General features: G+C 59.5%; 8 protein-coding genes. 1 reads left to right on the top strand and 7 read right to left on the bottom strand.

What is annotated here, in order from left to right; translation table 11 throughout:
- Positions 1-60 precede the first annotated feature (60 nt).
- Entirely contained in the window at positions 61-501 is a 441-nt protein-coding gene (locus QMG40_RS14785) for a heat shock protein transcriptional repressor HspR (RefSeq protein ID WP_283531879.1), read from the top strand.
- A gap of 78 nt (positions 502-579) precedes the next feature.
- Here the strand turns inward: QMG40_RS14785 and QMG40_RS14780 are convergent, their stop codons facing one another.
- The 7 genes from QMG40_RS14780 to trmB all read right to left on the bottom strand — a co-directional run bounded on the left by QMG40_RS14780 (position 580) and on the right by trmB (position 13,463).
- Positions 580-4,032 carry a DEAD/DEAH box helicase gene (locus QMG40_RS14780; protein ID WP_283531878.1) on the bottom strand — a complete coding sequence of 1,151 codons (3,453 nt, stop codon included), beginning with the start codon at positions 4,030-4,032 and terminating at the stop codon, positions 580-582.
- A 208-nt stretch (positions 4,033-4,240) separates the two neighbouring features.
- On the bottom strand, positions 4,241-5,482 hold the full coding sequence (locus QMG40_RS14775; RefSeq protein ID WP_283531877.1) for an MFS transporter: 1,242 nt from the start codon (positions 5,480-5,482) through the stop codon (positions 4,241-4,243).
- Between the two features lie 82 nt (positions 5,483-5,564).
- The gene (gene narI, locus QMG40_RS14770) at positions 5,565-6,311 is read right to left on the bottom strand and encodes a respiratory nitrate reductase subunit gamma (protein ID WP_283531876.1); all 747 of its coding nucleotides are present in this window, start codon (positions 6,309-6,311) and stop codon (positions 5,565-5,567) included.
- Between the two features lie 3 nt (positions 6,312-6,314).
- Entirely contained in the window at positions 6,315-6,935 is a 621-nt protein-coding gene (narJ, locus tag QMG40_RS14765) for a nitrate reductase molybdenum cofactor assembly chaperone (protein ID WP_283531875.1), read from the bottom strand.
- Positions 6,932-8,653 (bottom strand): nitrate reductase subunit beta, encoded by a 1,722-nt coding sequence (narH, locus tag QMG40_RS14760; protein ID WP_283531874.1) that lies wholly within the window; start codon positions 8,651-8,653, stop codon positions 6,932-6,934. Before narH ends, narJ begins: the two co-directional genes overlap by 4 nt.
- Positions 8,653-12,366, bottom strand: a complete 3,714-nt coding sequence (locus tag QMG40_RS14755) for a nitrate reductase subunit alpha (RefSeq protein WP_283531873.1) — start codon at positions 12,364-12,366, stop codon at positions 8,653-8,655. The genes narH and QMG40_RS14755 overlap by 1 nt, the downstream gene beginning before the upstream one ends.
- 185 nt (positions 12,367-12,551) lie before the next feature.
- Entirely contained in the window at positions 12,552-13,463 is a 912-nt protein-coding gene (gene trmB / locus QMG40_RS14750) for a tRNA (guanosine(46)-N7)-methyltransferase TrmB (RefSeq protein WP_283531872.1), read from the bottom strand.
- Between the last annotated feature and the right edge of the window lie 203 nt (positions 13,464-13,666).

Below are 13,666 nucleotides of genomic sequence, written 5' to 3'. Positions count from 1 at the left end.
AGGCTCCGTGAGCACCAGAGCCGCCAAAGACACCAGAGCCGCCAAAGAAAGGACGTTGCAATGTTTGTTGATCCCCACTCACCCATTTTTGTGATTTCCGTGGCGGCCGAGCTGGCAGAGATGCACCCACAAACGCTGCGCCAATATGACAGGTTGGGCATCGTCAAACCCCGCCGTGCCCCGGGCAGGTCGCGCCGCTATTCCCAGCACGATGTTGAGATGCTGCGTGAAGTTCAGCGACTGTCGCAAGAAGGGATCTCCCTTGAGGGGATCCGACGGGTCATGGAGCTGCAAAACGAGGTGGATGTCCTGCGCGCAAAAGTCGTGGAGCTCAGCGATGCACTCGAAGACGCCGCAGCGCAGATGGCCTCGCGTCCGCCCCGTGCCAACACCCGAGTATTTGCCGGTGGGCTCACCGGCGGGGATATTGTTGCGCTGGCCCGCGGTCAGCGCCCGCGTCCCCGTAGCCAGGCAGTTGTCATCTGGCGTCCACAGCGCTGAGGGCGTGCCATGCTGGCGGGGGCGTATGAAAGTTCACACGCCCCCGCCAGCATGGCACGCCCTCAGGTGGAAAATTCGTTAGTCCCGGAAGAGCCCGGCCAGGTCGGTTGCCGTCAGTGCCCCGCTGGAGAGCGAATCTCCACTCATTACATCTGAGAACAGCTGGGATTTCTTCGCCTTCAACGCCATGACCTTTTCTTCGATCGTGTCTTTGGCAACCAATCGGTACACCATGACGTTCTTCTTCTGCCCGATGCGGTGCGTACGGTCCACCGCCTGCGCCTCCGAGGCGGGGTTCCACCACGGATCAAGAATGAACACGTAGTCCGCCTCCGTCAGGTTCAATCCAAAACCACCGGCTTTGAGACTAATCAAGAACAGTGGTGCCGTCCCGGTCTTGAATTCATCAACGACGGCGGCTCTGTTGCGTGTGCCTCCGTCAAGATACGTGAAGTCAATGCCTTCAGCTATGAGACGCTCACGAACCTTACCCAAGAAACCCGTAAACTGGCTAAATATCAGTGCCCTGTGGCCTTCTCTGACCACGTCTTCTAGCTGCTCGAACAACACATCCAGCTTCGAGGAGCGTACTCCGGCATGATTTTCATCAACAAGGGACACGTCCAGACTGAGCTGACGAAGCAATGTCAGGGACTGGAAAATAGTGAAGCGGTTCTTATTAACATTTTCTAGCAGGCCAAGGATCTTGGCACGTTCCCGCTGCAAATGCGTTTGGTAGATTTTCTGGTGACGTGGATTCAACTCCACTTCCAGTATCTGTTCCTGCTTGGCAGGCAGATCAGCAATCACCTGTTCCTTGGTGCGTCGCAGCATGAGTGGCTTGACGCGCGCACGCAGCTTCGCCAACAGCTCAGAGTCTGCGTTCTTTTCAATGGGACGCTGGTAAAATTCGGCGAATCGCTTTGGGCTGGGGAAAAGTCCAGGAGCCACAATGGACAGCAACGCCCACAACTCCATGAGGTTGTTTTCCATGGGTGTTCCTGTGACGGACAGCTTGAAGGGGGACTTCAATTTCCGTGCGCACTGGTATGCCTTCGACTGGTGGTTCTTGACGAACTGCGCCTCATCCAAAATCAGTCCGGCAAAATCCTGCATTCCATATTCAGGAAAATCGATGCGGAACAGTGCGTAGGACGTGATGACAATGTCGGCATCGCCAAAGAATTCTGCCGAGTCCAGCCCGCTCTTGGCAAAGGTTTCAGAGACTGTCACGACCTTGAGCCCAGGCGCAAACTTAATGCTCTCACTGGCCCAGTTACCCACCACGGAGGTGGGTGCAACTACAAGAAACGGCGGGTTGCTCGAACCGCGTGCATCGTTATCGGCCTTGACCTGGCACATCAACGCCAGGGTCTGGACTGTCTTTCCCAAACCCATGTCATCTGCAAGGACGCCGCCCAAACCAAAGCTATACAAAAAGTGCAGCCAGTTAAAGCCATCCAGCTGGTAGGGGCGCAGGGTTGCATTCAACCCTGGGGGCGCAGGCAGTGCAACGGGGGGTCCGCCGTCGAGCAGGCCAGAGATGGTCTTGCGCCAAGCCTGTGCCTGCTCGTCAACGATGCCAAGCTGGGCCAGCTCATCCCAAAGCCCGGCCTGGAACCGGCTGATGCGCAGTTCGCCATCTTTGCTGTCATTGAGACTGCGAGCTTCATCTATCAAGGCACGCAGCTGATGGAGTTCGGGGCGGTCCAAGGAGAAGTAAGCTCCGCTAGGCAGCAGCATGCGTGAATTTCCGGCAGCCAAAGCCGAGAAGACGGCGGCAAAGGAGACGTACTGGCCTTCGAGCGTAATGACAATGCCCAGATCAAACCAGTCGCGCTCGTCGGTAGCCTTGGTTGAAATAGTGACGATGGGTGCTTCGGTAACTTCGCGGTAGCTGGCAATGTTGCCGGAAGTTTCAACCTGAACCCCGGGCAGTGCCTCTAGTCTAGGCAACACAGTCTCGGTAAATGTGAGCGTGTCCAAATCTGTCAAGGAAGCGGAACCTGCAAGTGAAGGCTCCCCCCACGCATGGTTAGCCGCAACGCCCATAGCCGTGATGTCCTCCCACGGCTGGCCCACACTCTCGATTAAGCGGGCCTCTGCCCCGGCATCCCGGACAGCGCTCTCCCCGAGCTCAGGCCACAAGGGCAGGGACGTCACGCGGGAGCCCACAGGGTAATGCCACTCCCAATGCAAACGCACAGTGTGGTCACCGCCATACGCCGCCAGAAGCGACAAGGTAGGTTCCACGTATGCGGGCAATTCCACCGAATGATCGGCCGAAACCACTGCGGCAGCCTGCTTGAGTTGCGGATAAATCTGGGTGAGGAACTTATCCCGCGCCTGCGCAGGGACGTGGACTGTTTCCTTCCGCAGTGCAAAATCGAGCATTTGGGCAGAGACATCTGCGGGCAGAGGTGCCAGCGTGATACTTCCGCGGACGACGGCGTCGCGGCCTTGGGCAGTGCTCCCTGCGGTGCCGCCGGTCTCGGCTTTGGAGCTGAAAAAGAGTCCACTGACGGGAGACCCAACTCGGCCAAGAACCTCAGCCTCGATCCGGACACCATCAAGGTCAATCAGCGGACTAACATCCAGTCCCCCTGAGTCCGCCTGGCTAACATCCAACTGCAGTGATGCTTCCTGACTGACAACTCTGATGGGGTCCCCGCCGCCTGACTGGATCAGGGCTATGCCGTTCTTGTGGGCACTGGACAGCAGCTGCCACAGGTTACGGCCAGCGAAGTCATTTATGGATAGCCACGCACCGGCGTTTCCGTGGTTGTACTGGCGCGGGCTGTGTGAGGACAGGAATTCGCTGAGCCATTCCAACTGGGTGCGGTCATGCGCGCCACCGTAGGCAAGGTAGCCCAGGGTTGCCCAGCTGACTCCTGTCTTGACCCATTTTCCGCGGGTGCCCATAACAACGGGACGGACGTTCAGAACAGGTTCGGAGGGCACTGTGTTGCCGCGGCCGCGGTAGGAAAAGCGCGGTGGCGGCAGATGAAGTTCAAACTGCAGTCCAAGCGCGGGCGTGTCCTGGCTGGGAGCGGCCGCCGCGGGAGGCAGCAGCGCTGACAATGCAGCTTCCCAGGAATCAACGGCCGGTTCGTCTTCGCTGTGAATGGGCGCCGCGGCTGCTGCTGACTTTCCGTCCTTGGCTTTTGCCAGCAGGGTCTCCAGGAATGTTGGTTCCCGGGGTGCTTCATCGGGAACAAAAAAGTCCGTGAATGACTGGTCGTGTTCGGCGGCAGAGATGAGGGCAACAACATGCTTGCAATTTTGGCGTACAGGGCAGTTGCAGATGCCCACTCGGCAGGCAATGACGCCGTCATGCTCACGCACAAGTTTCGCCGTGCTCCGGTATTCGTGGGTTCCGGTCACCCTGCCCGAAAGCAGTCCGGTGGCAGGTTCCAAAACAATGTCGCTGACCCGGCCCTGATCAGCATAGACCCGGCCAGCGGCAATGGAATTCTCGGTGAACTCGGCGATTCGGGTTAGGAGACGGGAATCAGCGGAGGAGTGCGTCACGGAACTTTTCCACCTGTCGGTTGAGGGTGGTCCAAGAGCAAGAACCACATCTATCAATCCTACGCAGTATTGAGAGACTCATTTACCCGACAGCGTGACAAGCCCGCCACACGAGGTTGAGGTTGGAGGTAATGACGTCCCGCAGGGACGTCATTACCTCCAACCTCAACCCACGAAGGAGAGGAAGGGGCGCAGCACGGAGAAGGAACTATTTCGTGGCTGGTACGGGCTCCATTGCGGGCGTCTTCACAAAAATCAATGCAAACAGCAAAGCCACCACGGCCGTGACCACCAGGAGTGAAAGTCCTATGGCGTACTTGTAACTTTCGGCGTCGGCGTTGTACGTCATACCCATAATCAGTGGTGGGAAGTAACCGCCCAAGCCACCGGCGGCACTGACAATACCGCCCACTGTGCCCATTTTTCCTTCAGGGGATAGTTTGCCTACCCAAGCAAAAACACCACCGGTACCCAGCCCAAGCGCGGCAGCCAGGCCAATGAAAATGGGGCCGGCCTGCACATCGGCGGCCGGTTCAAGGGCTACTATGAAGCCCAAAATGCCCACGCCCACAAGCGATGCAATCACTACAGGTTTGGAACCAATTTTATCGGCCAGCACGCCGCCAATGGGGCGGGCCAGCACTGCTGCCAACGCGAACCCGGCTGTTCGGGCACCGGCCGCGCTGGGATCAAATTCGTAGACGTCACGCAGGTATGTGGGCAGATACGTGGCGAAGGAAACGAACCCGCCAAAGACCACGGCGTACAAGAAGCACAGTTTCCAGGTGACAGCCAGTTTTGAGGCGTCCAAGAGTTTAGGTAGTACTGGTTCCTTACTGGGCACCCAGTCGGGGGAGTTCTTCATGAAAAACCAGACAAGGCCTGCCATGACAGCCAAGAGAACGGCAATCAATAGGTGGGTGGGAACGTAGCCTATGGACTTAACAAGGCGCGGGTTCAAGAAGGCGGCAAGGGCCGTGCCGCCCATTCCGGCCCCAAAAACTCCCGTGGCAAATCCGCGCCTGGCCGGCGGGTACCACGCGCTGACAAAGGGGATGCCGACAGCAAAGACCGTGCCGGCTACGCCCAGCAAAAAACCGGCGGCGAGTACCATCGGGAAGGAGTTTATTGCCCCGCCCCAAGCGACGAGCAGAACTGTGGGGATGGTGGCCAGCAAAACAAAGGTGAACAGTGCCCGTCCGCCGTACTTGTCAGTCATGGCGCCCACCACAATGCGCCCCAAGGAACCCACAAAGATGGGCATAGCCACCAAAATACCCATGGTCCCGGCAGAGAGTTCCATGTTCTTTGCATAGTGTGTGCTCAACGTGGCTATGACGTTCCACGCCCAGAAGCCCACCACCGAGGCGGCTGTGGCCAAAATAAGGTTCAGGGCCTGGCCCTTGACTGCTTCAAGCGCAGGCGCGCTTGTTGTGGTTTCTCGTGCCATGATTTCTCCTGTAGTGGCTGGTGCAGGCAATGGCTGATGCAACTAGTAGCCGTGCAACTAGTGGCGGTTCAAAAAGCAGTAATTAACGGTGTTTGGTGTCCCGGTCGTGCGTGCCCACATCGGACCAACCATGCTGGTTGGCCACGGTGGGGCCCTTGTCCCGTGAGCGGTACACAATGTAGGGCCGGAACAGGTAGTGCAAGGGGGCTGTGAAGGCGTGCACCAAACGGGTGAACGGCCAGATGACAAACAATGCCATTCCTACCAGTGTGTGTATGTGGAAGGCCGTCGGCGCAGCAGCCATGGCGGCAACGTCGGGGCTGAAGATAAACAGTGAACGGAACCACGGTGACACCGTGTCCCGGTAGGTCAAGTCGTGATCGGGCCAAAAAACGCTGGCCAACGTTGTCCACAAGCCAAACACGATGGCGGCCACCAGCACCACATACATCAACTTGTCATTTTTGGTGGTTGCCATAAAGACCGGCCCGGTTTTGCGGCGACGGTAGATCAAGAGAATGATTCCGCCCAGCGTGCCAACCCCGGCAACAGTACCCACAAAAAGGGCGTTGAAATGGTAAATATTCTCGCTCATGCCCACAGCTTCTGTCCACGATTTGGGGATGACAAGACCAAAGAAGTGCCCGGCAATGACGGCCAGCAAACCAAAGTGGAAGACCGGTGAGCCAATGCGCAGCAGCCTGGATTCATAAAGTTGGGAGGAACGGGTTGTCCACCCAAACTGGTCATATTTGTACCGCCAGATGGAGCCGCCCACCAGGATGACCACCATGAGGTACGGCAGCACGCCCCACAAAAATATGTCCATTGCTCAAGCGCCTTTCATGGGCAGCAGTCGCGGGTCGTAAGGGTCAAGGCCCACGGATTCAGTGGGCGGTCCGTAGCCTGCCATGCGCATCACGGCTTGTTCGTCCGCCGGAGAAGCTCCCGGAAGCGTGTTGCAAATGGCCTGCACAATGTGGGTATGCGGCAGATCGTCCCGAAGCAGACCAAATTTAATCAGCTCAAGGCTGGGCCGGTACTGCTGCAGGAGATCCTTGCCCGCGCCCATGTCTACGGTGGCCGCATACTCCAGCACCATGGGCAAATAATCGGGAAGTTCGCCTCGGGTATCCACTAAGGTGTCCGATCCGCGATACACCTTCTTAAACGCTCCCAGCACCTCGCCGCGGCGACGCGTATCGCCATCGGTCCAGTAGGAGAGGTGCAGCGCATGCCGCTTGCCAAGGTCAAACTCCTTGACATATTGGGTTTGCGAAGCCATTAAGTCTTTGCTTTCCAATGTGGAAAGTACGACGTCGAATGGCTTGGTTGCGCCGGGAAACTCACCGAGGGCTGCCCTCATCAGCGGAATGCGTTCAAGGAGTTGCTCATCCGGGTAGGACAGGCACCAGGCTGCGGCCAGAAATGTTACCTGATCTTTGCGGCTCATGCCCCCCCACCGCCTTCGAGGGCATCTTCGCGGTCAATCTCCCGTGGCGGCTCCGTGGGATGGTGTTGCGGGAACAGTCCGGCGGGTGCGCCGTTGCCGTCCCAGTTGAGCAGGTTCACCCGGCCGCGCAAGGTATCAGCCCCGGCCACCGAGTCAGAAGTCTGCCGGTCCCGCAGGGCGTTGAAGGTTTCCACGGCGACGGGGGTGGGCCGTCCGCTGGCTTCCCCGAACGGGGAGTCTCCCATGGCGCCCATGCCGGGTCCGCCGTCGAAGTCCAGGGAGCAGCCCATCTCCTCCAGGTCATGGGCCTGCTCGGCGTGCGCCTTGGGAATCACATAGCGTTCCTCGTATTTGGCGATGGCCATGAGCCGGTACATCTCATACATGGTTTCCCCATCCATGCCCACGGAGGCGGGAATGGACTCATCGGGATCGTTACCCAAGGAGATACCGCGCATGTAGGAGCGCATGGCTGCCAGCTTGCGCAGTACCTCGGTGACCAGCTCGGTATCTCCGGCCGTAAACAGCTCGGCCAGGTATTCCACCGGGATGCGCAAAGCGTCAATGGCACCGAAGAGAACGTCCTGGTTCTCGGCGTCGTGCCCCTGCTCGCGCAGAAGGTCAACCACCGGGGACAGCGGCGGGATGTACCAAACCATGGGCATGGTGCGGTATTCCGGGTGCAGCGGAAGCGCCAGCTTGTACACCTTTGTCAGCGCATAGACGGGCGACTTCTGGGCCGCATCGATCCAGTCTTCGGCGATGCCCTGTTCGCGGGCAGCTTTGATGACCGCAGGATCGTTGGGGTCCAGCAGCACATCCATCTGTGCCTGGTACAGGTGCTTTGGGTCGGTGACGGAGGCAGCTGCGGTGACGGCGTCGGCGTCGTACAGAAAAAGCCCCAAATAACGCAGCCGGCCAACACAGGTTTCCGAGCACACGGTGGGCAGGCCCACCTCGATCCGCGGGTAGCAGAACGTACACTTCTCGGCCTTGCCGGTCTTGTGGTTGAAGTAAATTTTCTTGTACGGGCAACCCGTCATGCACTGGCGCCAGCCGCGGCATTGGTCCTGGTCAACCAGAACAATGCCGTCCTCCACCCGCTTGTAAATAGCGCCGGAAGGGCAGGAGGCCATGCAGGACGGGTTCAGGCAGTGTTCACAGATGCGGGGCAGGTAGAACATGAACGTTTGCTCAAACTCAAACTTGATCTTGTCCTCGGACTCGCGGCGCACCTTCTCCACGATCGGGTCGAGGTGACCCATTTCTTCGGTGCCGCCCAGGTCGTCGTCCCAATTGGCGCTCCAGGTGATCTTCGTATCCTTGCCGGTGATCAGGGACTTGGGCCTGGCCACCGGGAAGTCATCACCCAGGGGAGCGTCAACAAGGGTCTTGTAATCGTAGGTCCAGGGCTCGTAGTAGTCCTTGAGCTCGGGCTGGATGGGGTTGGCGAAGAGCCCAAACAGCTTCTTCACACGTCCGCCGGCCTTGAGCTTGAGGCGGCCGCGCTTGTTCAGTTCCCAGCCGCCCTTCCACTTTTCCTGATCCTCGTAGCGGCGCGGGTAACCCTGCCCAGGGCGGGTCTCAACATTGTTGAACCAGACGTATTCCACCCCAGCCCGGTTGGTCCATGCCTGCTTGCACGTGACAGAACACGTGTGACAGCCAATGCACTTGTCCAGATTCATGACCATGCCCATTTGAGCCATTACACGCATTAGTACTGCACCTCCTGGGAACGACGGCGGATAGTGGAAACGTTGTCACGCTGGTTTCCGGTGGGGCCAAGATAGTTGAAGGCGTAGGTCAGCTGCCCGTAGGCGCCGATCAGGTGTGACGGCTTAACGAGCAGGCGAGTCAGGGAGTTGTGGATACCGCCGCGGCGGCCGGTGGCCTCGGACTTGGGTACATCGATGGTGCGCTCTTGCGCGTGATAGACGTACACCACACCCTCTGGCATGCGGTGGCTGACCACGGCTCGGGCAACGAACACACCGTTCATGTTCACGGCCTCCACCCAGTCGTTGTCCTTGACCTTGATGGATTTGGCGTCCTGCGGGCTCATCCACACGGTGGGACCACCGCGGGAGAGCGAGAGCATCAGCAGGTTGTCCTGATATTCGGAGTGGATGGACCACTTGGAGTGCGGGGTCAGGTAGCGCACCACCACCTCCTTCTCCCCATTGGGACCAAACTTCGGTTCACCAAACAGGCGCTGCATATCCAGCGGCGGACGGTAGATCGGCAAGGCCTCGCCAATGTCGATGATCCAGTCGTGGTCCAGGAAGAAATGCATGCGCCCGGTCAGCGTGTGGAACGGTTTGAGCCGCTCGATGTTCTGCGTGAACGGTGAATAGCGCCGCCCACCAGTTTCCGAACCCGACCACTCCGGGGAAGTAATGACAGGGACCGGCCCGGCCTGGGTCATGGCGAAGGAAATAATCTTTTCCTCGGACCCTTCGGCCAGGTCCGCCAGCTTGACGCCGGTGCGCTTCTCCAACTCCTTGAAGCCGCTGACGGCCAGCTGACCGTTGCAGGTACCGGAGAATGTCAGGATGGCTTCTGCCATTTTCGCGTCCGTGTCGATCGCGGGGCGCCCGTGCGCGAATCCGCCCATCATGACACCGTTTTGTTTGGCCAGATGGTCGAGGGCTTTATCCAGCTTGTAGTTGACGTCCTTGACGGTGAAACCCAGCTTGTCAGCTAGCGGCCCGACGGCGGAGAGCTTGTGTGCGATGGCTGTGTAGTCCCGCTCAACAATGGTGAAGTTCGGCATGTTTTGCCCCGGTACGCCGTCGATGCCGTCTTCGCGCCAGTCGCGAACCACTCCGCCGGGCTGGGCGATCTGGCCCACGGTGTCGTGGATCATCGGCACCGTCACCAGGTCCTTGCGGGTGCCCAAATGTTTGGCTGCCTGGCGGGAGAATTCCTCGGCGAGGAGGTGGAACATCTCAAAGTCAGTCTTGGTTTCCCACGGCGGATCGATGGCCGGGGTGAAGGCGTGCACAAACGGGTGCATGTCAGTGGAAGAGAGATCGTGCTTCTCATACCAGGTGGCCGCGGGGAATACCACGTCGGAGAGCAAGGTGGTGCTGGTCATGCGGAAGTCCGCTGACATTAAGAAGTCAAGCTTTCCTTCCGGGCCCTTTTCATGCCATTTGACGGTTTTCGGTTTCAGTGAGGACTCACTGTCTTGGCCCATCACATTGTTGTGCGTGCCTAATAAATTGCGCAGGAAGTACTCGTTGCCCTTGGCAGAGGAGCCAAACAGGTTTGAGCGCCACAGGATTAAGGTCCGCGGCCAGTTCTCCGGGGCATCGATGTCCTCGATGGCCAGGTCCAGATGACGGTTCTTGAGTTCCTGCGCCACCCACGTCTTTTCATCCGGGGCTTCGCCGGCGGCAACCCCCGCAATGGCCCGATCGGCGATGTCCAACGGGTTCTTATCAAAGAACGGGTAGAAGGGCATCCAGCCCAGCCGGGCGGACTGCGCCAAGGCATCGGCGGTATGCATGCCGTCAAGGCTGCCGGTGGATAGCGGCGACTTCAGCGCATCCGCCGAGTACCCGTCCTGACGCCACTGGTCAGTGTGCATGTACCAGTAGCCGGTGCCAATCATGGTCCGCGGCGGGCGCGACCAGTCAAGGGCGTTAGCAAGAGAGACCCAACCGGTGAGTGGACGCGTCTTTTCCTGGCCCACATAGTGCGCCCAGCCACCGCCGTTGCGGCCCATGCAGCCTGTCAACATGACGAGAGCCAAAATGGCGCGGTAGGTGGTGTCGCCATGGAACCACTGGCAGATACCGGCGCCCATGATGATCATGGAGCGGCCCTTGGACTGCTCGGCATTGCGAGCAAACTCGCGGGCAATCCGGATGCAGGCCTGTGCGGGAACAGAGGTGATCTCCTCCTGCCACGCAGGGGTGTAAGGAGTGCTGGTGTCGTTGTAGTCTTTGGCCCAGTCTCCGGGGAGACCGTCACGGCCTACGCCGTACTGGGCGAGCATCAGGTCATACACCGTGGTGACCAGGTGTTCACCCACTCGAGTGGTAGGAACGCCGCGCCGCAACACAGAGCCTGCCCCGCCCGGATCCTCAAAGCATGGCAGCAGAATTTCTGCGGATTCGGTGGAAATTTCATCCAAGCTCAAGGCCGGTTCAATGCCTGTTAGGTCAAGGTTCCATTTGCCCTCACCAGTCTTGGAGTACCTGTGGCCCAGCGTTCCATTGGGAATGATGGCCGTGCCGGTGACCTTGTCAAAGAGCATCGTTTTGAAGGCTGCATCTTCTTCGTTCTCGTTGCCGGGGACGAAGGCGGCGGTGAGAAATTTCCCGGGACAGTACGTCCCGTCGTCGTTCTTCACCAAACGCACCAGGAACGGCAGATCGGTGAACTGGCGCACGTATCCCTGGAAGAAGGGGACCTGACGGTCAACGAAGAATTCCTTCAGCGTCACGTGCCCCATGCCCATGGCCAGCGCGGCGTCGGTGCCGGCCTGTGCAGGAAGCCATTCGTCGGCGAATTTGGTGTTGTCCGCGTAGTCGGGGCTGATGGCGATGACCTTCGTGCCGCGGTACCGGACCTCGGTCATCCAGTGGGCATCCGGGGTGCGGGTGACGGGGACGTTGGAGCCCCACATCATCAGGTAGGTGGCGTCCCACCAGTCGCCGGATTCGGGGACGTCCGTCTGGTCGCCAAAGACCTGCGGGCTGGCCACGGGAAGATCCGCGTACCAGTCGTAGAAGGAGGTCATGACCCCGCCCACGAGCTGGACAAAGCGGGTTCCGATGGTGTGGCTGACCATGGACATGGCCGGGATGGGGGAGAACCCTGAGCAGCGGTCGGGGCCGTACGTTTTAATGGTGTTCACGTGTGCTGCGGCGGCGATTTCCAGGGCCTCAGCCCAGGAGGTGCGGACCAGGCCGCCCTTGCCGCGAGCATTTTGGTAGCGTTTGCGCTTTTCGGGGTCTCCGGCGACCGCGGCGAACGCCAGGACGGGGTCCTTCAGCCGGGATTTGGCTTCGCGGTACATTTCCACCAGCACGCCACGGGCGTAGGGGAAGCGCACGCGGGTGGGAGAGTAGGTGTACCAAGAGAAGGCGGCGCCGCGGGGGCAGCCGCGGGGCTCGTATTCGGGACTGTCCGGGCCCACGCTGGGGTAGTCGGTCTGCTGGGATTCCCACGTGATGATGCCGTCTTTGACGTACACCTTCCACGAGCACGATCCTGTGCAGTTCACCCCGTGCGTGGAGCGCACCACTTTGTCGTGGCTCCACCGGTCACGGTAGAAGATGTCACCGGCGCGTCCGCCCTCGCGGAAGACCACGCGGGAATCGTCGGTCTGGTCCCACTTGGTGAAGAAGCGGCCCAATTTCAACATGGCGTCCGACGCCGGTCCATCGACCCCAGCGACTAAAGGTTCAGCAGTCATGACCCCACCCTAGGGTGCGGTTGGGCCGATTTCTATAGCCATTTGATTAGTCAACACAAGGCTGATCTAATTCTTGCCCAAATTATGCGACTTTAGGATTTTGTGCTGACTTTTGTGTCATGGCAAAGCGCCTAGATGACGAAAGTAGGACGTTTACCTCCGCCCATGTGTTGGCTCCAAGCGTGCTAGTTCCGTCGAAAGGCCAGATCGAAAATCACACGCCCCGCTTTGTGGGCCTTGTTTTCAAAACTCGTCAGAACTCGACCGTCAAAGCGCGGCGCCCAACCGCCAATGTCATCCGGTTCGTTGCTTTGCTCGCAGTCCACGCCGCTGAGCCGCGCCTGGGTGAGGGGGCTCTCGGCGGACTTGCGCTCGCCGTCGTGCGGGTTGGTGAATTCCTTCGAGTCAGTGCCCACCTCGCGCATTTGCTCGGCATACGTTGACCAGTCGGTGGCCAAGCGCCATGTGCCGCCAGGGCTGAGTACGCGGGCAACCAATGGGGCGAAAGTGTCCTTCACCATCCGACGTTTATTGTGCTTGGTCTTGTGCCAGGGGTCCGGGAAAAATACCCACACCTGGCTGACAGATCCAGCCGGCAGCATAGTACTGAGAACTTCAGGGGCGTTAGCCTGGACGACCCGCACATTGGTCAGCTTGTTGGCAACGATTTTTTGGATGGTCTGGGCCAGTCCTGGTGTGTAAACCTCCACGGCCAGAAAGTCCATGTCGGGATTTTCTTTTGCGGCGTAGACCACGGCATCGCCCAGACCTGAGCCAATTTCAACAACGAGCGGCGCGGTGCGGCCAAACTCTTCGGCTGCGCTAAAAACGTACTCGGGGTGCACCGAGGTGTCTGAAATGTGGCGCGGAACATCCACTGCCAGAGTGTCTGAGTGATCGTCCCACGCCTGCTGGCGGCGACCCTGCAGACGTGTTCCGCGGCGCACAAATGACACCGGTTGGGCGCGGTAGGTACCTTCTGCGGCCTGGCTTCCCGGGGTGACAGGGCGTGCCGAGCCGTCTTCGGTGCGGGGGGCCGGCTGCCCGGTGGAGGTGTTAACGCGTGCGGAGGGTTCGGGGACTGGGTTTTCGCTCATCACTCTTAAGCGTACCGGTGACCACGGGCAGTAGCGCGACTTTCACGCCTGCGCATGGTTGGCGTGGGGAGCGTGCGCCACAGCCACTTGTGCGGCACGTACGCCACTGACGGTGCGCAGGGGTTCAACACGTACTCGAACGTGAGTTGGGGCACTAAGGGGAGCTCCGGCGTCGTACCGCTGCTAGACTGACATTACTTAAT

It is taken from the genome of Arthrobacter antibioticus (assembly GCF_030063205.1).
Lineage (GTDB): Bacteria > Actinomycetota > Actinomycetes > Actinomycetales > Micrococcaceae > Specibacter.
This window is presented reverse-complemented; position numbering and strand designations above follow the sequence as displayed.

Coding starts and splice junctions, on each gene's coding strand:
- QMG40_RS14785 (WP_283531879.1), top strand. CDS start 61: ATGTTTGTTGATCCCCACTCACCCATTTTTGTGATTTCCGTGGCGGCC.
- QMG40_RS14775 (WP_283531877.1), bottom strand. CDS start 5,482: ATGGCACGAGAAACCACAACAAGCGCGCCTGCGCTTGAAGCAGTCAAG.
- narI (WP_283531876.1), bottom strand. CDS start 6,311: ATGGACATATTTTTGTGGGGCGTGCTGCCGTACCTCATGGTGGTCATC.
- narJ (WP_283531875.1), bottom strand. CDS start 6,935: ATGAGCCGCAAAGATCAGGTAACATTTCTGGCCGCAGCCTGGTGCCTG.
- narH (WP_283531874.1), bottom strand. CDS start 8,653: ATGCGTGTAATGGCTCAAATGGGCATGGTCATGAATCTGGACAAGTGC.
- QMG40_RS14755 (WP_283531873.1), bottom strand. CDS start 12,366: ATGACTGCTGAACCTTTAGTCGCTGGGGTCGATGGACCGGCGTCGGAC.
- trmB (WP_283531872.1), bottom strand. CDS start 13,463: ATGAGCGAAAACCCAGTCCCCGAACCCTCCGCACGCGTTAACACCTCC.